This is a genomic window from Variovorax sucrosi (genome assembly GCF_051216635.1).
In the GTDB taxonomy this organism is placed as follows: domain Bacteria; phylum Pseudomonadota; class Gammaproteobacteria; order Burkholderiales; family Burkholderiaceae_C; genus Variovorax.
Window position 1 is genome coordinate 155,627 of sequence record NZ_JBPJZU010000008.1, and the last position, 19,791, is coordinate 175,417.

Consider the following 19,791-nt stretch of genomic DNA (forward strand, 5'->3'; position numbering starts at 1 on the left):
CAAGCCCCGCGCCAGGGTGCCGCCTAGGCTCGGGCCATCGACACACCCCGCAGGAAAATCCCATGTTCAAGCGCATCCTCATCGCCACCGACGGCTCCACCCTCTCGCGCAAGGCGGTCAGCAGCGGGATCGCCCTCGCGGCGCAGCACGGCGCGGACCTGGTGGCGCTGACGGTGGTGCCGCGCTATCCGAAGGCCTACTTCGACGGCGCCATGGTGTTCGCACCGGACGACATCGCCCGCATCGAGAAGCAGTGGGCCGCCGCCGCCGAGGAAACGCTGGCCGCCGTCGCGACGCGCGCCAGGAGCAGCGGCGTGACGGTGAAGACGGTGTCGGTCAGCTCCGACCTGGTCGCCGAGTCGATCGTCGCCGCCGCGAAGAAGCACAAGGCCGACCTGATCGTGATGGCCTCGCATGGCCGCAAGGGCATCAAGCGCCTGCTGCTGGGCAGCGAGACGCAGCACGTGCTGACGCATTCCACCCTGCCGGTGCTGGTGCTGCGCTGACGGCCCGGCCGCAAGACCGCAGCCATGCCGGGGACTTGGTTCGAAGGCCCGCCCCGCTGTGGTCACATCCGCGGTGTGGGGCGAGAGGCCCCACCGGTTTCCATGAACAACGAAAGGACAGACCATGAAAATTCTCGTCGCCGTCGACGGCAGCGCCTACACCCAGAAGGCGCTGGCCTACCTCAGCAGCAACCGCAGCATGTTCGGCCAGGGCAGCGATCTGGTGCTGGTGACCGTGAGCACCGGCCTGCCGTCCAATGTCACCCGCCACGTCACCAAGGACATCGTGGAGGGCTACTACGCCGAAGAAGCCGCCAAGGTGCTCGAGCCGGTCAAGAAGTACCTCGAGGCCCAGGGCGTCAGCGGCTATGCCGTTCAGCTGCGCCACGGCCATGCGCCGGAGGAAATCGTCGCCGCGGCCAAGGACACGGGCGCCGGCCTGATCGTGATGGGCACGCACGGCCACGGCATGTTCGGCCGAGCGCTGCTGGGTTCGGTTGCCAGCAAGGTGATCGCGGAGAGCCCGGTGTCCGTGCTGCTGGTCAAGTAGGGGCGGACCACCCGATTCGGGAAGGTGTTGCGTGAAACCGCCAAAAAAGCGAAGACAGGCAACAACTTAGAACAGATGTTGTACATTTCACTTCAATAAGTAGCCTTTTGTTTCCCGAATGCCGCCCAGGCGGTTTGAACGGAGGTCCCGAATGTTCGACGGTGTGATGAGTTCCTTTCCCCAAGCGCGTTGGCACGAGCTGACGGATCGCTATGCGGCGGCCGTCGCAGCCTTCCAGCGCGGTGACGCTGCGGCACGGGAGCAACTGCGCGCCGCGTACAACGAGCTTCGGCATCTCACCCGAAGCGAAGGGCTTCCCTTCCCCGAGAACGGCGACTGAAGAGGCGCGCCAACGCGCGACCAGCCACGCCGGTGCTCACACCACGCGCCGAAGCGCCAACCGGATGGTGCGTTCGAGCATCGCAGCCTCGACCGGCTTCGTCAGATGGTGGTCGAAGCCGGCCGCCTGGGAGCGCGCCACGTCGCGGGTCGCGCCCCAGCCGGTCAAGGCGATGAGGGCCATCCGGTCGGCGCCACGCTGCTGCCGCAACCGGCGCGCGACCTCGTAGCCGTCCAGGCCCGGCAAGCCCAGGTCGAGCAGCACCAGCTGAGGCAGCGTGTCCGCCGCGGCCGCAAGGGCGTCCTCGCCGTTCGACACGCCCTGCACCCGGTGCCCCATGCCTTGCAGCAGCTCGACCAGGGTTTCGCGGCCGTCGTCGTTGTCTTCCACCACCAGCACGCGCGTTCCCGGCGGGATGGCGGGAAGCGCATCGTCGACGCCTCCGGCCGGGCCCGCCGTGGCGCTGCCCTCGGCGTCGACACTCAGCGGCAGTTCGAGGGTGAAGGTGCTGCCCTGATCGAGCCCCGGGCTGCGGACGTACACCCGACCGCCGTGAAGCGCCACCAATTTCTCCACCAGCGCCAGGCCCAGCCCCAGGCCGCCCTGGGCATGGGCCTTGGTGTGGTCCAGCTGCGCGAAGGTCTGGAACACGCGCGCCAGATCGCCCGGCGGAATGCCCAACCCGCTGTCGGACACGGAGAGGACGGCGTGATCACCCTGAACACGGCCTTCGACCTCGATGCGGCCGGCCAGCGGCGTGTACTTGGCCGCATTGGCGAGCAGGTTGCCGATCACCTGCACCAGCCGCGCGGGATCCACGTTGACGCCGATATGCGGCGGCACGCGCACCTCGAGGCGGTGCTGGCGCACGTCGATCAGGCTCTGGGTGGTCTCGAGCGCCTGAGCGACCAGGACATCGAGCTGTGCCTGCTCGCGCCGGAGCTGGATCAGCCCGCGGTTGATGCGCGAGACGTCGAGCAGGTCGTCGATGAGCCTCGCCATCAGGCTGACCTGCCGGTCGATGACGGCGTGCTTGCGGCCGACTTCCACCGGCACCTCGTGGCGTGAGGCGATCGCCACCGCGTACTTGATGGGGGCCAGTGGATTGCGCAACTCGTGCGCCAGGGTCGCGATGAATTCGTCTTTCCGCGTGTCCTGCTCGCGCAGCATGGCGGCATCGCGCACCCGCTCGATGTGCGCCCAGCACCGGTCGACCACCTCCGACACCGTATGGACCTCATCGGCCGTCCAATGGCGCGGCTCGGCCTGATGCACCGCCATCATCGCGACCAGCCGCCCGTCCTTGACCAGTCCCGCGCAGATGATGGCCTTGACGCCGATCGCGTTGAACATGCGCGCACCGCCCTCCTCGCCCAGCTCCCGGTCGACATCATTCACGACCAGATGGCGGCCCACCCGCAGATTCGAGGTCGCCTGCGGCCCGAAGAGGTTCAGCGAGTACACGCCGGCGCTGCTCGGCACGCCGTCCATCGCCCAGTCGCTGCGGATGGTGAAGCGATCGCTGTCGCTGTCGACATCCGCGTAGGCGCATCGGGTGGCGCCCAGCGCCTGCCCCAGCAGGCGCGCGGTGGCGGCCATGATGCTGTCCGAATCGCGCAGATGGCGGGTGGCCTGGCTGATGGCATCGAGCACGCGAAAGCGCTCCTCGCTCGCCTTCAGCGCCTTCTCTGCGCGCAGGCTCTCGGTCGCGTCGACGACGAAGCCGACCCACTGGCTCAGCCTGCCGTGATCGAAAATCGGCGCGCCTTGCGCCACCACGTCGCGGTAGGCGCCATCGTGCCGACGCAGCCGGTAGTTCAACCGGATCGGCTCGCCGCTGGCGGCCGCCTCGGCCCAACGCTGCCGCACCCGACCGCGGTCGTCCGGGTGAATGGCGTCGAGCCAACCCCAGCCCTCGTAATTCCTGCGGCTCTGGCCGGTGAAGGCCTGCCACTGCGGATTCGGTTGTGTGACCGCGCCGTCCTCGGACGTGTACCAGACCACGGTGGCGGCGCCGGGAGCATCGTTGGCATCGTTGGGAAGTGACATCCGTCGATCGTGCCAGAGCCCGGTGGCCGCGCACGCGGGTCGACGCCTACACACCGCGCCAGACGGGACAAGGCCCACGAGGAGGCGCTCGGCGGCCGGGTCATCGGGTGGTGATCAGCAGGCGCGATGGGCTGCCGGCCATGCCCTGGCCCGGCATCGCGTCCGACGGCACATTGGGTCAAACAACCCTCGGCGCCGGGCTTTCGGGTCCCTACGCTGCCGCCATGGCGATTGTTCACCCGCTGCAGAAAGCATGCCGCACCGACCCACCGGGAAGCGCCCAGGCGGAGCTGGCGCACGAGGCGCTCTTGCAGCTGGCCAGACGCCTGAAGGCGGAGCACTACCGCTTCGACACCGTGACCCCGGAGACGCAACGGCGCGTGCTCGCGCGGCGCGCCGGTGCGGTTGCGTCCTCTGCGCGCGACCTCTGGGGCTGGAACCTGCCCTTCGCGCCAGGCACCTTGCCTCCGGAGCTGCATGCGGCCCTGGAATCCTCTGGCCTGATCGTGCGCGACGGCGCCCTGTGGCGCAGCCGGATCCGCTTCTCGACGCTGGCGCACCATCTCTTTCTACACTCCGGCTATCCGACGCTGGAATCGGACGCCGTGTTCTTCGGGCCCGACACCCATCGCTTCGTCTCGCTGGTCCGCGACGAGATCGAATTGCGCGGCGCCCGGGCGAGCCGACTGCTCGATGTCGGCTGCGGCGGCGGCGCCGGTGGGCTGGTGGCCGCGGCACTGCTCGGCAGGCTGGGCGGGGCCGACGCATTGCCGCCCCGCGTCGAGCTCGTCGACGTGAACGCCCGGGCCCTGTCGATGGCGGCCATCAACGCCCGCATCAACGGCGTCGCGCCGGTCGAGTGCCGGCAGGCCGACCTCTTCGCGGGCACCCGGCCCGGCCTCGACCTGATCATCGCCAACCCGCCCTACCTGCTGGACGCGGAGCAGCGCCTCTACCGCCATGGCGGCGGCAGCCTCGGCTTCGATCTGTCGCTGCGCATCGTCGCCGAGGGCATCCCCCTGCTGGCAGCGGGCGGGCGGCTGGTTCTCTACACCGGCGTGCCGATCCTCGGCGGCAGCGACCCGTTCCGGGAAGCGGTCGAACGCTGGACGCGCCAAGACGGATTGGCAACGCGCTACTGGGAGATCGACCCGGACGTCTTCGGCGAGGAACTCGACCAGCCGGGCTATCGCGAGGCCGACCGCATCGCGGCGGTCGCGCTCGTGGTGACCCGATCCGGTGGTCCGATCCCATGAGGTTTCTCGGCATCGGCGAGACCTGCGATCTGGGCGACATGTACTGGCGCCTGATGCAGGCCGGCCACGAGGTACGCGTCTACATCGAGGACGGCCAGGCGCACGACGTCTTCGGCGGGATGCTCACGCGCGTGGAGGACTGGCGACAGGCACTCGACTGGATCCGGGAGGTCGGGTCGGGCGGGATCGTCCTCTTCGAATCGGCAGTCAAGGGCGACTGGCAGGATGCCCTGCGCCAGGACGGCTTTCAGGTGATCGGCGGCAGCGCCTACGGAGACCGGCTGGAAGACGAGCGGGCCTTCGGCCAGTCGGAGCTGCGGCATGCCGGCCTGCGCACCGCGCGCAGTCATTCGTTCACCGACATCCAGGCGGCGCTCGACTTTTTGGCGCACGCGCCGGGTCGCTACGTCTTCAAGAACAACGGCGCCAACGCCGAGCGCACCCGCAACTATGTGGGCGAGCTCGACAGCGCCGCGGACATGGTCGCGTTCCTGCAACTCCAGCAAGCGCATCTTCGCTCCCGGCCCGAGCCGGTGAGCTTCGTGCTGATGGAGTACGTCCACGGGGTGGAGATCGGCGTCGGTGCCTATTTCAACGGCCGGGAGTTCCTGGGCCCTGCGCTCTTGGACTGGGAGCACAAGCGCTTCTTCCCCGGCGACCTGGGGGAACTCACCGGCGAGATGGGCACCATCGTGAGCTACCGCGGCGCCCAGCCGCTCTTCGAACGCACGCTCGCCTGCATGGCCGAGCCGCTGCGGGCTGCCGGCCATTGCGGCTACATCAACCTGAACCTGATCGTGAACGAGCACGGGCTGTGGCCGCTGGAGTTCACCAGCCGCTTCGGCTATCCCGGTTATGCGATCTGCGACGCGCTGCACCTCGAACCGTGGGACAGCATCTTCCGGAAGATGCTCTCGGGCGAACCAGCCCGCATCGCGACGCGGCCGGGCTTCGCGTGCGGCGTGGTGCTGACCGTTCCCCCCTTCCCCTATGCCCACGGCTATGCGGAGATCTCCAAGGGCTCGCCGATCTGCTTTCGAGAAACAGTGACGGCGGCCGAGCGCGACGCGGTGCATTTCGCGGAGGTGGCCTTGCAGGAAGACCACCTGGTCGCCAGCGGCAGCACCGGCTACATCGGCGTGGCGACGGGAATCGGTGCTGACATTCCAGCCGCGCAGCGGGCCGCCTACGACGCCGCGCGGCAGGTGGTGGTTCCGAACCTGCGCTATCGCACGGACATCGGAACCCGGGTGCATCAGGCCGAGCTGGACCTGCTCAGCCGTTGGGGCCTGCTCGATGGCGCCGCCGGGCCGGAGGCGCCCTGAGGAGCCGCAGCAGCGGCGTCGTGGTCTCAGCCTCCTGACTGTCCAAGTGGGCGCAACCTGACGTTCTGGATCACCGGAACGTCCGGCGAGCCTTTCACCGGGGTCAATCGGAACAAGAAAGACCTTGCCATTCTCTTCGCCAAGATGATGGAAAACGGCTTGTGACCATTAAGCGCGGCCATGTCAATGGTGTCGACGATCGCCCAATCCTGGCCGCTCCATGCCACCTCGAGGTTGAAAAGCCGTTCGCCTGCACGATGCCCCCATTGCTCCCAGAATTCGAGACTCACCTCCACATCAACAGGCTCCCTGAACTCGACCTGATACGCAAAGGCACCGTTACGATTCGTCTGGTACGAAGCGAGATCGTTGCGGATATCTGGGTGGCTGTAGACGCCATCAGCACCAGATAAGAGCCCATAGTTTTTCACCCAGGCACTCGTGGTAGGAGCCGGGTCGGCAAGCCTCTTATCGGGAAGCACATTCGAGGCTTCATGCTTCTTGCTTCCTAGATCCACGATGAATTCGTCGGGGTGTCCGATCGCCATCGCAAGCGTGTCACGCTCTATTCGGCGTCCGAAATCCTGGGAGATGAACTCGTCAAAACTGCCGAAGACATGAATTCCACGGCCGAGCGGGTCGTATTTCTCCAGCGCTAGATTGGCCACGACTACCACATTCTTGTTATCGAGGGCTATTGGCTTTGGAGGGTATGCCCATTTCGAGTCACAAGATAAGGAACCGCCCTTCCGTTCGTCTGTTGCACCCGACCTGCAATGCGACGTCATCGCAGCGTATTCAAAGCCAAGGAAGTCAACGGCATAAGACTTCGCCGTCCAATAAACCCCCCAGGGAGATTCAAAAAGTTCGCGCCGGTCAACTGTGTCGGTTTTCGGCCCGAGGGTCGGAGTATCGCCCGATCCACTCCAGTATTCTTTGTCGCTTGCGACGAAGAACAACACTGCCTTTCCACCGCTGGCGAGGGTGCGATCACCCTTGGCCTTCAGAATTCGTGCAGTGATGGCTTCGTCAGTCGCTCTCTGCGAGGGCAAAGCATGAATATGCAATGTTCCTGCCATCGTCGCAACGAAGAACAGCACAACCGAATAGCCCAACCGCCTGACCCCGAAGATGGGCCATGAGAGCGCATTGACGATCTCGCCAATGACGACGGCGAACAGGATCACAAACAGCGTGAGGGAAACATACCCATACCGCCTGGGCACAAGAAAGTCCTTTTGGCCGAGAAGCACAGCCAGGACAACATAGATCGAAAAGGAGGCAAAGCTCAATAGAAGGAACACCGTGGCGGTGCGAGTTTCTATCTTGCCCACGGGAGCGCCACGTCGCTCTAGCGGGGCGGTGCAAAACAGGAAGCACCCTGTGACCACGATCGCAAAGACCACTCCGACCGCCACACCCCCGCTCGCAATTTCGGTGGATTGCCGCTCCAACAGGGCGAACATGGCGTGGGTTGCTGCCCAGACACTCGCCGCCGACGCCCCGAGGTCCAGCGCTTCAAATCGAATGTTAAAGCGTTGCACTAAGCTTTCATCGCGCAAAAACATCCACCAATTCAGGCGATGCAATGCAAGAGTGGCAATAAACGCAGCCAATGCCGTCCACGCCAACTTTTTCGCGCTCGAGTGTTTCGATAGAAGCGCCATTGTCGTTAGCGCCAGGATGGTCGCTGGCAGCTGCATTTCGCCTGTCAGCGCACAGGCAAAACCCAACAATAAAGGAATGAGGTAGACACGAGTATGCCTGGGCGGCCCGCCGAGCAGGTAGACCGTCAGAATCAACATTTGAAACGGCAGAATCAAATATGAGTAATGATGAAAGGTCCATGTCATGCAGAATGGCGACATCAGCCAAAGTGCCGAAACGGCCAGTGCCGTGGGGTCCGATAGACCGGCGCGCCGGAGAATCTTCATTAACAGGAAAGCCGCGCCCCCCTGCGATGAAGAAATGACGAGGGGGTAAACCGTACTCGCACCGCCAAATATGCTCCACAGCACGAACTGCAGCAGGCGAGACAGACCATACGTACGATATTCTCGAGGCAGGTCTGCACCTGTAAATATCATCGCTGCCGCATGCCATCGGCCCTCTTCGCGAACTAATTCGGCAAAGTGCCTGGGCATGTAAAGGTCATCGAACATGACGACCGCGTTGAACAGATAACCAAAAACCAATAACGCGCCCAAGATAAACAATAAAATGCTCGGCCTGCCAATTGCTCGATATTTGGTACGCACAAACTCCAGGATCATCATATTTTTTTGCTGTGGCCGAGCTGCGTAGTGTGCGGCCAATTCGCATGTCTCGCCCAGTGTTTCATTACAGGCGACGACCTCCGTTAGCGCCGAAGCGTGAGGGCCGTGCGCAGGGATGGCGCTGCAGCGTCAGTTGATGTTCGCCCCCGCCGCATGGAACGGCTTGCCCGGCAGCTCGTAGCCGCCGCCGTACTCGAAGGGCTGGTCGTTCAGCAGCTTGCAGCCGCGCGGTGCCGGGCAGATCGTCCAGCCGTCTTTCGCCGGGTAGGTCCAGGCGATGATCGGGCCGTAGAGGTAGCTGCGCACCGCCTTGCCACCGTAGTCGGCCAGCGTCAGAACATAGCTCTCGGTGCCGTGCGTGGCGCCGTCGTCGGCGGCGATCGGGTCGACAATGCGGCTGTCAGTCAGGGTCTTCACGGTCTTCGCGCTCGCGTAGGCGGCGTCGAAGCTCAGGAGCGTCACCTTGCGCTCGCCGCGCGAGGTCACCCAGTACGAGCGGTCGTGCTTCAGGCCCAGCGGCCCGAACAGCGCCGTGGTGTCGTTCCAGCCGCGCTCCTTGACGTAGGTGATGTCCGTGGGGTTCTTGCCAACCTCGACCGCGAACTTCTCGACGATGTCGGCGGGCTTGCCCGTCGCCTTCGCCGCCTGGTCGAGGTAGCCGGTGCCGAGGTCGAACACGCGCAGCTTGCCCTCCTGCGTCGCGATGAAGGCGCGGTACGGGGCGGTGAGGCCCAGCTTGACGGCCGTCGGGCGTGCCGGCAGGTCGACGGTCTTGATCAGCGTCGGCCTCTGCGCCGGTGCAACGCTGAACGCGAGCGGCCACTGGTTGGGTGCATCGCCGCGGCTGGCGATCAGGGTTTGCCAGCCGGCCTGGTCCTTGCCGAGGTACTGCGCGCGGTAGTACTGGAACAGCGGGCGCAGGTCGATGAAGGCGGCGCGCTTCTCGTTCTTGCTGATCACCACTGCGATGCCGGTGCGTGCGATCGCCTTGCTGCGGGGGTCGCCGTCGAACCACTTGGCGCGGCTGTCGGCGGTGTCGATGTCGTGGGCCCAGAAGTCGCGCACGATCTCGTAATCCCACAGACTCTTGCCGGTGCTGGCGCTGATCTCGGTGGGCGTTTTCAGGGTGTCGGGCAGGTCGACGTAGCCGATCACCTTGGCGGCGATGTAGTTGCCCAGGCCCGGGAAGCCGTGATAGACGCGCCGGGCGCTGCCCCAGTTGCGTTCCCAGGCGCTTTCCTTGGCCGGGTCGCACCACTGGCAGCCGTCGGCGAGCGCCACCACCGCGACCTGGCCACGCACCGCGGCCGTGTCCCAGACGGTGACGAGCGCGAACTCGCCGCTGTTGGTGACTGCGATGGCGGTCGGCACCTTGCCGTCGGCCAGCTTCACCATCATGCGGTTATGGGCGGTGTTGGAGCCGACGCCCATCAGCCAGCCGTTGGCGAAGACCGCGATCGAATTGGTGCACCAGCCGCCGCGGCCGTGGCACTTGCCGACCGCCACCGGCTTCTGGTCCATCGGGACGGTCTGCGCGGCCAGCTCGATGTTGGCGTCGTTGGCACCGCCATCCTTGGTCGGGCCGTCGTAGGTCGTCCAGGAGTGTTCCGGTTTCACGGCCACCACGTCGTGCGCGATGGCGAACTGCTGCAGGCTCGCCACGCCGAAGTATTTCTTCGGGAAGAACGACGCCGCGGGCACCGCATCGGGCACGTAGGCCACGTTAACGATCGACGAGCTGTAGTCACCAGGGTCTTTCGACGGCGCATTGCCGATCTGCCAGGTGCCGCACCAGCCACCGGACGCCACGCAACTGCGATTGCTCCAACCCAGCCGGCTGGAAATCGGGTCGTAGCTCTTGTCGGGCCGCTTGGCGTAGGTCACCGTGGCGGCCGGGTAGCCGCTCTGCGCGGCGCTGGGGCCGTAGCGGTAGGCGATGCCGGCATCGGTGCCCATGGCGGCGGCCGTAGCTCGGTACTTCGCCGCATCGACGATACCGTTCAGCAGCACATCGCCCGGCAGGGCTGGGTCGGTGGGTGCGGCGCGGTCGAGCTGCGCTGGCGAGGTCGCGGGCTGACCGCCGAGCTTGGAAGCCGGCGGGGCCTGCGCGAACACAGTGCCCGCGGCAAGGAGCGTGAGGAGTGCAGTGCGCGCAGCAAGCGGGAAGAGATTCTTCGTCATAAGGGAGACCTTACTGCGGTGCTCCTGCACCCTCCTCACCGCTGGCGAACCTCGGGTAAGAACTTGTTCGGCTTCTTCATGGCGTCATCTTCTCAAGAGTTGAAAATGGAATCGCCATGCTGGCCGTATTCTCCGAAACCAATGAAAAAAGCCCCGTCGATCCGAGGATCAACGAGGCTTCATCAACTGGCGGAACCGGAGGGATTCGAACCCTCGATGAGGCTCTACACCCCATACTCCCTTAGCAGGGGAGCACCTTCGGCCACTCGGTCACAGTTCCTTTTGGAAGCCGTGATTATGCCAGTCTTCGGGCCGTTTTCAGGCCGCGGGCTGGTCCAAATCAAAAGCTTTGTGCAGTGCGCGCACCGCCAGTTCCATGTACTTCTCGTCGATCACCACCGATGTCTTGATTTCGCTGGTGGAGATCATCTGGATGTTGATGCCCTCTTCGCTCAGCACGCGGAACATCTTGCTGGCGACGCCGACGTGGCTGCGCATGCCGATGCCGACGATGCTGACCTTGCAGATCTTGGTGTCGCCCACGATCTCGGCCGCACCCAGCGTCGGCAGCACCTTGGCCTTGAGCAAGTCGGTGGCCTTGGCGTAGTCGTTGCGATTCACCGTGAAGCTGAAATCGGTCTTCCCGTCCTTGCTCAGGTTCTGGATGATCACGTCGACTTCGATGTTCGCGTCGGCGACGGCGCCGAGGATGTGGTACGCGATGCCCGGCTTGTCGGGCACGCCCAACACCGAGATCTTCGCTTCGTCGCGGTTGAACGCGATGCCGGATACGACGGCTTGTTCCATGTTTTCGTCTTCCTCGAAAGTGATCAGCGTGCCGGACTTGGCTTCTTCATTGATGTCGATGTCCCAGGGCGTGAAGCTCGACAGCACGCGCAGCGGGACCTTGTACTTGCCGGCAAATTCCACCGAGCGGATCTGCAGCACCTTGGAGCCAAGGCTCGCCATCTCGAGCATTTCCTCGAAGCTGACGGTCTGCAGCCGGCGGGCGTCGGGCTCGACACGCGGGTCGGTGGTGTAGACACCGTCGACGTCGGTGTAAATCAGGCATTCGGCCGCCTTCATCGCCGCGGCGACGGCCACGGCGGACGTGTCGCTGCCGCCGCGCCCCAGCGTCGTGATGTTGCCGGCATCGTCCACGCCCTGGAAGCCGGTGATGACGACCACCTTGCCGGCCGCCAGGTCGGCGCGCACGCGGGCGTCGTCGATGCTCTCGATGCGGGCCTTGGTGAACGCGCTGTCGGTGCGCACCGAAACCTGCCAGCCGGCATAGCTCACAGACGGCACGCCTTCGGCCTGCAGCGCGATCGCCAGCAGCGCCGACGAGGCCTGCTCGCCGGTCGACGCGAGCATGTCGAGTTCGCGGTCGTGGCTCGCATCGGTCTTGCTGGAGGCGAGCTCCTTCGCGAGGCCGAGCAGCCGGTTGGTTTCGCCGCTCATGGCACTCGGGACCACCACCATCTGGTGGCCGGCGCGTGCCCATTTGGCGACGCGCTTGGCGACGTTCTTGATGCGCTCGGTCGAGCCCATCGACGTACCGCCGTATTTGTGAACGATCAATGCCATGGGTGAAGTCAAGGAAAGGAAAAACGGACGCCGGGGATGTCCGCAGCGGCCCTGCAGGCGGTTTCGTGGCGGCGCTCAGCGCGAAGGCTGCGCGCTACTGCGAAGGCGGGGCATTGTACCAATGCAGGCACGCGCCCTCGCGTGCAACGAAGCCATCGGCGACCTTGAGGTGGATGCGGTGGCCGCGCGTGCGGCAGGCTTCCAGCTGGTCGAGCAACTGTTGCAGCTGCGCCTCGCTCGGCACGGCTGCGTGCACGCTGCGCAGCCAGTGGCGCAGCACGTTGGCCCGCCGCTCGCGCGAAAGCGCGCGCAAGACGTCGATCGACGGCGGAACACCCGCGCCGGCCAGGTCGAGCGCGCCCAACTCGGCCAGCAACGCCGAAGCACGCGCCGCATTGCGCGCGCTGCGGGCAAAGGTCTCTCGAAACTGCGGCAACGCCTCGACGAGCGCCGGCAGCACCCGGGCACGGATGCGGTTGCGGGTGTAACGCTCGTCCGTGTTGCTCGGGTCTTCGATGAAGGGGATGCCCTTGGCCGCAAGCCATGTGCGCAGCTCGCTCGCGCGCAGGTTCAGCAAGGGCCGATGGAAACGAACGCCGTGGCGCGTCATCTCGCGTGGCATGCCCGACAGGCCATCGATCCCGGCGCCGCGGCCGAGCGCAATCAGCATCGTCTCGACCTGGTCGTCCGCATGCTGCGCGAGCAACACGTCCTGCAGCCCCTGGCCCAATGCAAGCGCAGCCAGCGTGGCGTAGCGCGCACGCCGCGCGGCGTCTTCGGGGCTGTCCCCGCTCTCATGGCGGGCATCGACGCGGCCGGTGTGCAGCGGCACACCCAGCGCGTGGCAGGTTGCCGCGCAGTGGCGCTCGAAGTCATCCGCCGCCGACTGGAGGCCATGGTGCACGTGCAGTGCATGCACCTGCCCCGGCCAGCGTGCCGCCGCCGCATGCAGCAGGGTCGTCGAATCGGCCCCGCCGCTGTAGGCGATGCCCAGTGGAAGCGACACCGCCCACGAGGCGAGCGCGTGGGCGGCGGGGTTGTCCATGGTGAAGGGGCGGGCCGGGGTCGGCCCGCGAGCACGTCAGCGGCTGCTGTCGGCCTTGGTGTCCGAGAAACGGCCGTAGCTCTGCAGGCGCTCGTAGCGACGGTCGAGCAGTTCCTTCACCTTCAGGTCGCTGACCTGGCGGAAGGCGTCGTTCAGCGCGCGCTTCAGGAAGGCGGCCATCTGCTTATGGTCGCGGTGCGCGCCGCCGACCGGCTCGTTCACGATCTTGTCGACCAGCCCCAGCGCCTTCAGGCGGTGGGCGGTGATGCCCAGCGCATCGGCCGCTTCCTGCGCCTTGTCGCTGGTCTTCCACAGGATCGATGCGCAGCCTTCGGGGCTGATCACCGAATAGATCGAGTACTGCAGCATCACCAGCTGGTCGCCCACCGAAATGGCCAGCGCGCCGCCGGAGCCGCCCTCGCCGATGATGGTCACGATGATCGGCACCTCGAGCTGCGCCATCTCGAAGATGTTGCGGCCGATGGCTTCCGACTGGCCGCGCTCTTCGGCGTCGATGCCGGGATAGGCGCCGGGCGTGTCGACGAAGGTGAAGACCGGCAGCTTGAACTTCTCAGCCGTCTTCAGCAGGCGCAGCGCCTTGCGGTAGCCCTCGGGCTTGCTCATGCCGAAGTTGCGTGCGGTGCGCTCCTTCGTGTCGCGGCCCTTCTGATGGCCGATGACCATGCAGGGCGTGCCGTTGAAGCGCGCCAGGCCACCGATGATGGACAAGTCGTCGGAGAAGTGGCGGTCGCCGTGCAACTCGACGAAGTCGGTGAAGATCTCGTGGACGTAGTCGAGCGTGTACGGGCGTTCCGGATGCCGGGCGATCTTGGTGATCTTCCAGGGTGTCAGGTCGCTGTAGATGTCCTTGGTGAGCTGCTGGCTCTTCTTGCTGAGCTGGTCGATCTCTTCGGAGATGTCGACCGCTGATTCCGTCTGCACATAGCGCAGTTCTTCGATCTTGCCTTCGAGTTCAGCGATGGGCTGCTCGAAGTCGAGGAAAGTTCGTTTCGCCAACGTCTTCTCCAGTTTTTTAGTACGCGACCGGCACCGGGTCGAGCGACCGCCAAATATACCAAGTCGCCACGCTGCAATAAGGCGCCCAGGCCACGCCCACCTCGCGCAGGTCGCTGCGGCTCACCGGCTCGCCGGAGAAGTAGTTCTGGCTCACACCGCTGATCAGGCCGACGTCGTCCAGCGGCAGCACGTTGGGCCGCATGAGATGGAAGATGAGGAACATCTCGGCCGTCCAGCGGCCGATGCCGCGGATCGCGACCAGCTCGTCGATGATCATCTCGTCGGTCATGTCCTTCCAGGCGTCGATGTGCACGGCGCCGGAATCGAAATGGATCGCGAGGTCGACCAGGTACTCGACCTTGCGCGCCGACAGCCCGGCCGCGCGCATGTCGTCGACCTTGAGCTTGAGCACGTTGCGCGGCGTCATCTTGCGCGGCAGCGCCTCGAAGCGGTCCCACACAGATTGGGCGGCCTTCACCGAAATCTGCTGGCCGACGATGCTGCGCGCCAGCGTGGTGAAGGCGTCGCCGCGCGACTCCAGGCAGGCGTCGCCGAACTGCGGGATGAGGCGCTTCATCACCCGGTCCTTCTTGGCCAGGTGCTTGCAGGCTTCCACCCAGTAATCGGGCGTGATGATCTTGACGGGCAGGGAAACGGCGGGCGACATCGGGGTCCGGTCCTTCACTGCGCCGCAGCCCAGGTCGTGCCCGTGGCTGAATCCTTGAGCACGATGCCCTGCGCCAGCAGGTCGTTGCGGATGCGGTCGGCCTCGCCGAAATTCTTGGCGGCCTTGGCTGCCGCGCGCTGCGCGATGAGCACCTGGATGGCCGCATCGTCAAGCGCGCTGCCCGCCTGCAGGTATTGCTGCGGGTCGCCCTGCAGCAGGCCCAGCGTGGCGGCCAGCGCCTTCAGCAGGCCGGCACTTTCGGCCGACGCGCTGCGGTTCACCTCGCCCGCCAGGTCGAACAGCACGGCGATTGCCTCGGGCGTGCCGAAGTCCTCGTCCATCGCGGCCTTGAAGCGCGCGGCCTGCGGCTGCGACCAGTCGATGGCGACCGTGGCCGGCGCGACTGAATGCAGGGCCGTGTAGAGGCGCTTGAGCGCGTTGCGCGCGTCGTCGAGATGCGCGTCGCTGTAGTTGAGCGGGCTGCGGTAGTGCGTGCGCACGAGGAAGAAGCGCAACGTCTCGCGGTCGTACTTCTGCAGTACCTCGCGGATGGTGAAGAAGTTGCCCAGGCTCTTGGACATCTTCTCGTTGTCCACGCGCACGAAGCCGTTGTGCATCCACACCTTGGCGAGCGGCTTGCCGGTCGCGCCCTCGCTCTGCGCGATCTCGTTCTCGTGGTGCGGGAACTGCAGGTCGGCGCCGCCGCCATGGATGTCGAAGGTTTCGCCCAGCGTCGCGCAGCTCATGGCCGAGCACTCGATGTGCCAGCCGGGCCGTCCTGAGCCGAAGGGGCTGGCCCACTTCACCTCGGCCGGTTCGGTCGGCTTCGACGCCTTCCAGAGCACGAAGTCGAGCGGGTCGTCCTTGCCGTCGAGCACCGCGACGCGTTCGCCAGCGTGCAGTTCGTCGAGCGACTTGCCCGACAGTTTGCCGTAGCCCGGAAACTTGCGCACCGCATAGTTCACGTCGCCCAGGGGCGAACGGTAGGCCAGGCCCTTCTGCTCGAGCGTCTCGATGATGCCGAGCATCTGCGGCACGTACTCGGTCGCGCGCGGCTCGATGGTCGGCGGCTCGATGCCGAGCGCGGCGACGTCCTCGTGCATCAGCGCGATCATTTCGTCGGTCAGCGCGCGGATCGTGATGCCGCGCTTGACCGCGCGCTCGATGATCTTGTCGTCGATGTCGGTGATGTTCCGCACATAGGTGACGTCGAGGCCGGTGGCGCGCAGCCAGCGCTGCACCACGTCGAAGGCCATCATCATCCGCGCGTGGCCGATGTGGCAAAGGTCGTACACGGTCATGCCGCAGACGTACATGCGCACCTGGCCGGGTTGCAGTGGAGAAAACTCCTCCAGTTCACGCGACAGCGTGTTGTAGATGCGCAGACTCATGGAAATCGGAAAGCGTCGGCATGCGCGACTCATGCGACGCAGGCGAACAAGGGTTTTGTCAGGGGTGTGGGGACTGCCGCACGAGGGGTTCGGCTTGGCCCCTCGGCTACAATCGCGCCCAGTATAAACGGCCCTGCCGGGCACCTTTGCGCCGATCCACGAGGGATCCTCGGAGCCCGCGCCAGGCCCTCTTCCCGAGCCTCATGAAGCAAGCCGTCACCCTCCTCCTGTCCTTCTTGTCCTTCCGCCCTGCCGTGCGCATGCTCGGCGTCCTGTTGTTCGCGGCGGCCGGCACGCTCGCGCATGCCGACGACTATGCCGACGTCAACCAGCTGTTGCGCCAGGGCAAGGCCACCGAGGCGCTGGCCAAGGCCGACGCCTATATCGTGGGCAAGCCGCGCGACCCGCAGATGCGCTTCCTGCGCGGTGTGATCCTCAGCGAACAGGGCAAGACGGCCGACGCGACCACCGCCTTCGTGCAGCTCACGCAGGATTTCCCCGAGTTGCCCGAGCCCTACAACAACCTGGCCGCGCTCTATGCGCAGCAGAGCAAGTTCGACTTGGCGCGCGATGCGCTGGAAAACGCGATCCGGCTCAACCCGAACTACGCCACGGCGCACGAGAACCTCGGCGACGTGTATGCACGGCTCGCGGCCCAGTCCTATGCCAAGGCGCAGCAGCTCGCCTCCACCAACGCCAGCGCGGCACCCAAGCTGGCGCTGATTCGACAGATCTTCACCGGCACGCCGGCGTCCATCTCGGCACTGCCAGCCGCCCCGGTCGAAGCGCGCAAGCAGACGCACACCAAGTAAGCCGCGTGCGCCTCCGGGGCGCGCAGTGCCTCCGAGGCACGTCCACTCCTGCAGAAAGCGAGTCATCCCTTTGAGCTTCCACATCCTCTCGCGCCGCACGGCGCTGGTCCTCGCCGCCACGCTGACGCTGGGCCCCAGCGCCTGGGCACAAGGCGCTGCACCGCGCGTGAAGCTGGCCACCTCGGCCGGCGACATCGTCGTCGAGCTGGCACCCGAGAAGGCGCCGAAGACCGTCGCGAACTTCCTCCAGTACGTCAACGACAAGCACTACGACGGCATGGTGTTCCACCGCGTCATCGACGGCTTCATGGTCCAGGGCGGCGGATTCACCGCCGACATGCGCCAGAAGCCGACGCGCGCACCGGTGCCGCTGGAGGCCTCGAATGGCCTCAAGAACGCCAAGTACACGATCGCCATGGCGCGCACCGGCGACCCGAATTCGGCAACATCGCAGTTCTTCATCAACGTGAAGGACAACACCATGCTCGACGCCCCCAACCCGGACGGCCACGGCTATACCGTCTTCGGCAAGGTGGTCGCGGGCAGCGACGTGGTCGACAAGATCCGCGCCGTCCAGACCGGCAACAAGAACGGCATGCAGAACGTGCCGCTCGACACCATCACCATCCAAGCCGCCACCGTCGTGGCGAAGTAACCCAGGAGCCATCCATGAGCAACCCCCAAGTCGAACTCGTCATCAAGGACCAGGGCACCATCACCCTCGAACTCGACCGCGCCAAGGCGCCGAAGTCGGTCGAGAACTTCATCGGCTACGTGAAGAGCGGCCACTACGACAACACCGTTTTCCACCGCGTGATTCCGGGCTTCATGGTGCAAGGCGGCGGCTTCGAGCCCGGCATGACGCAGAAGCCCACCGGCGCCGAGATCGAGAACGAGGCCAACAACGGCCTGAAGAACGACAAGTACACGGTCGCGATGGCCCGCACCAGCGCACCGCACTCGGCCACGGCCCAGTTCTTCATCAACATCGCCGACAACGGCTTCCTGAACCACACCGCACCGTCGGCGCAGGGCTGGGGCTATGCCGTGTTCGGCAAGGTGATCGCCGGTACGGATGTGGTCGACAAGATCAAGGCCATCAAGACCGGCCGCAAGGGCTTCCACGACGACGTGCCGCTGGAAGACGTGATCATCGAGAAGGCGACGGTCACGGTCGAGTAAGGCCTGGGTGTCGCGCGGCATGAGCGAGAGCGAGAAGGCCTTCGCCGAACTCGTGGCGCCGGCCGCGTGGCGCACGGTGGACCTGCTCTCCGACCTGCACCTGCAGGCCGGCGAGCCGGCGACCTTCGACGCCTGGCGGGGCTACCTCGAGACCACGCCGGCCGACGCGCTCTTCATCCTCGGCGACCTGTTCGAGGTCTGGGTCGGCGACGATGCCGCCACCCTCCCCGGCTTCGAGGCGCAATGCGCCGATCTGCTGCGCGCAGCAGCGCTGCGGCGGCCGATCTTCTTCATGCACGGCAACCGCGATTTTCTTGTCGGGCCGGATTTCGCCGAACGTTGCGGCCTCACACTGCTCGAAGACCCCACCGTGCTGGTTCTGCACGGAGAACGCTGGCTGCTGAGCCATGGCGATCTGCTGTGCCTGGAAGACACCGACTACCTGAAGTTCCGCGCCGAGGTCCGCACCCCGGCGTGGCAGCAGGCCTTCCTCTCGCAACCGCTGGAAGCGCGCCGCACGCTTGCGCGATCGATGCGCACCCAGAGCGAACAGCGCAAGACGACGCCCGGCAGGGTCTGGGCCGATGTCGACGCCGACGCAGCCCGTGAATGGCTGAACCGAGCCCACGCGCACACGCTGGTCCATGGCCACACGCATCGACCCGCCGAGCATGCGCTGGGCGACAGGCTGCGCCGCATCGTGCTGAGCGACTGGGACGCCGCTGCACACCCGCCCCGCGCGCAGGTGTTGTGCGTGTCGGTCGCGCAAGCGCGGCGCGTCGACGTCCGCTGAGGGCGGCCGCGATGTTCAAGTGGCTCCGCGGCCTGCGTGCCGCCCCCTCGATTCCCGATGCCGCCTGGCAGGCCACGCTGGCCCGCTACCCGTTCCTGGCCGAGCGACCGACGGCGGATGTCCATCGGCTGCGCGCCCTGGCGGCCGAGTTCCTGCGCGACAAGGAATTCCACGGCGCGCACGGCTTCGTCATCACCGACGAGGTGGCGCTGGCCGTCGCGGCACAGGCCGTGCTGCCGGTGCTGCACCTGCCCGGCGGGCTCGACTGGTACGGCGACTTCGTCGGCATCGTGATGCATCCGTCCGAAGTGGTGGCGCGACGCAAGACCATGGACGAGACCGGCGTGGTCCATGAATACGACGAAGTGGTCGCCGGCGAGGCGATGGACCGCGGTCCCGTCATGCTGAGCTGGCAGGACGTGCTGGCCAGCAGCCTGACGGCGGCCGAGGGCTACAACGTCGTGATCCACGAGTTCGCGCACAAGATCGACATGCGCGACGGCGGCGCGGACGGCTGCCCGACACTGCCGGCCGGCTTCGGTGGCCACGTCAACGCGCGCGACGCGCATGCCGCCTGGCGCGCGGTGATCCAGCCGGCCTTCGACGACTTTCGTGAAAAGACGATCGTGGCCGAACGCTTCGGCGGCGAGCCGACCTGGCTCGACCCGTATGGGGCCGAGTCGATCAGCGAATTCTTCGCGGTGGCCTGCGAGGCGTACTTCGTGAATCGAGCGCGCTTCGGTGAGGAATTCCCGCCGCTGCTGCCGCTGTTCGACGCGTTCTTCGCGCCTGCCACGCGCGGTTGAAGCGGCGC

The 19,791-nt window shown here is 66.0% G+C and carries 18 protein-coding genes and 1 tRNA gene; 10 read left to right on the forward strand and 9 right to left on the reverse strand.

Annotated elements, in window-relative coordinates:
* The first annotated feature begins 62 nt into the window (after positions 1-62).
* The 3 genes from ACSFBE_RS17025 to ACSFBE_RS17035 all read left to right on the forward strand — a co-directional run bounded on the left by ACSFBE_RS17025 (position 63) and on the right by ACSFBE_RS17035 (position 1,396).
* Positions 63-506, forward strand: coding sequence for a universal stress protein (locus ACSFBE_RS17025; protein WP_435491589.1), 444 nt, complete (start codon positions 63-65; stop codon positions 504-506).
* Between the two features lie 124 nt (positions 507-630).
* Positions 631-1,056, forward strand: coding sequence for a universal stress protein (locus ACSFBE_RS17030; protein ID WP_435491590.1), 426 nt, complete (start codon positions 631-633; stop codon positions 1,054-1,056).
* A gap of 166 nt (positions 1,057-1,222) precedes the next feature.
* Positions 1,223-1,396, forward strand: a complete 174-nt coding sequence (locus tag ACSFBE_RS17035) for a hypothetical protein (protein WP_435491591.1) — start codon at positions 1,223-1,225, stop codon at positions 1,394-1,396.
* Positions 1,397-1,432: 36 nt separating this feature from the next.
* Here the strand turns inward: ACSFBE_RS17035 and ACSFBE_RS17040 are convergent, their stop codons facing one another.
* Entirely contained in the window at positions 1,433-3,445 is a 2,013-nt protein-coding gene (locus ACSFBE_RS17040; protein ID WP_435491592.1) for an ATP-binding protein, read from the reverse strand.
* A 224-nt stretch (positions 3,446-3,669) separates the two neighbouring features.
* On the opposite strand from ACSFBE_RS17040, the gene ACSFBE_RS17045 reads away from it, so the two are divergent.
* Positions 3,670-4,701: a methyltransferase gene (locus ACSFBE_RS17045; RefSeq protein WP_435491593.1), complete on the forward strand. Its 1,032-nt coding sequence runs from the start codon at positions 3,670-3,672 to the stop codon at positions 4,699-4,701.
* Positions 4,698-6,026 (forward strand): phosphoribosylglycinamide synthetase C domain-containing protein, encoded by a 1,329-nt coding sequence (locus tag ACSFBE_RS17050; protein WP_435491594.1) that lies wholly within the window; start codon positions 4,698-4,700, stop codon positions 6,024-6,026. The genes ACSFBE_RS17045 and ACSFBE_RS17050 overlap by 4 nt, the downstream gene beginning before the upstream one ends.
* A 26-nt stretch (positions 6,027-6,052) precedes the next feature.
* On the opposite strand, the gene ACSFBE_RS17055 is transcribed toward ACSFBE_RS17050, so the two are convergent.
* From ACSFBE_RS17055 to cysS, 8 genes are all read right to left on the reverse strand, one after another.
* Positions 6,053-8,302, reverse strand: a complete 2,250-nt coding sequence (locus tag ACSFBE_RS17055) for a hypothetical protein (RefSeq protein WP_435491595.1) — start codon at positions 8,300-8,302, stop codon at positions 6,053-6,055.
* 129 nt (positions 8,303-8,431) lie between these two features.
* Complete coding sequence (locus tag ACSFBE_RS17060; RefSeq protein ID WP_435491596.1) at positions 8,432-10,483, reverse strand: hypothetical protein; 2,052 nt, start codon at positions 10,481-10,483, stop codon at positions 8,432-8,434.
* 187 nt (positions 10,484-10,670) lie between these two features.
* Positions 10,671-10,763: transfer RNA gene (locus tag ACSFBE_RS17065), tRNA-Ser, on the reverse strand.
* Positions 10,764-10,801: 38 nt separating this feature from the next.
* Positions 10,802-12,070, reverse strand: a complete 1,269-nt coding sequence (locus tag ACSFBE_RS17070; protein WP_435491597.1) for an aspartate kinase — start codon at positions 12,068-12,070, stop codon at positions 10,802-10,804.
* Positions 12,071-12,164: 94 nt separating this feature from the next.
* A complete protein-coding gene (gene tilS, locus ACSFBE_RS17075; RefSeq protein WP_435491598.1) occupies positions 12,165-13,115 on the reverse strand; it encodes a tRNA lysidine(34) synthetase TilS in 951 nt (316 codons plus the stop codon).
* A 36-nt stretch (positions 13,116-13,151) separates the two neighbouring features.
* A complete protein-coding gene (locus tag ACSFBE_RS17080) occupies positions 13,152-14,132 on the reverse strand; it encodes an acetyl-CoA carboxylase carboxyltransferase subunit alpha (protein ID WP_435491599.1) in 981 nt (326 codons plus the stop codon).
* A gap of 16 nt (positions 14,133-14,148) precedes the next feature.
* Positions 14,149-14,799, reverse strand: a complete 651-nt coding sequence (locus ACSFBE_RS17085; RefSeq protein WP_435491600.1) for a DNA-3-methyladenine glycosylase family protein — start codon at positions 14,797-14,799, stop codon at positions 14,149-14,151.
* Between the two features lie 14 nt (positions 14,800-14,813).
* On the reverse strand, positions 14,814-16,190 hold the full coding sequence (gene cysS / locus ACSFBE_RS17090; protein ID WP_435491601.1) for a cysteine--tRNA ligase: 1,377 nt from the start codon (positions 16,188-16,190) through the stop codon (positions 14,814-14,816).
* Positions 16,191-16,450: 260 nt separating this feature from the next.
* Between cysS and ACSFBE_RS17095 the strand changes: the two genes are divergently transcribed.
* The 5 genes from ACSFBE_RS17095 (at position 16,451) to ACSFBE_RS17115 (ending at position 19,783) form a co-directional block, all read left to right on the forward strand.
* On the forward strand, positions 16,451-17,002 hold the full coding sequence (locus tag ACSFBE_RS17095) for a tetratricopeptide repeat protein (protein ID WP_435491732.1): 552 nt from the start codon (positions 16,451-16,453) through the stop codon (positions 17,000-17,002).
* A gap of 82 nt (positions 17,003-17,084) precedes the next feature.
* Positions 17,085-17,657 (forward strand): peptidylprolyl isomerase, encoded by a 573-nt coding sequence (locus tag ACSFBE_RS17100; protein WP_435491733.1) that lies wholly within the window; start codon positions 17,085-17,087, stop codon positions 17,655-17,657.
* 14 nt (positions 17,658-17,671) lie between these two features.
* Positions 17,672-18,184 carry a peptidylprolyl isomerase gene (locus ACSFBE_RS17105; protein ID WP_435491602.1) on the forward strand — a complete coding sequence of 171 codons (513 nt, stop codon included), beginning with the start codon at positions 17,672-17,674 and terminating at the stop codon, positions 18,182-18,184.
* Positions 18,185-18,203: 19 nt separating this feature from the next.
* Entirely contained in the window at positions 18,204-18,977 is a 774-nt protein-coding gene (locus tag ACSFBE_RS17110) for a UDP-2,3-diacylglucosamine diphosphatase (RefSeq protein WP_435491603.1), read from the forward strand.
* A gap of 11 nt (positions 18,978-18,988) precedes the next feature.
* Entirely contained in the window at positions 18,989-19,783 is a 795-nt protein-coding gene (locus ACSFBE_RS17115) for a M90 family metallopeptidase (RefSeq protein WP_435491604.1), read from the forward strand.
* Positions 19,784-19,791 lie beyond the last annotated feature (8 nt).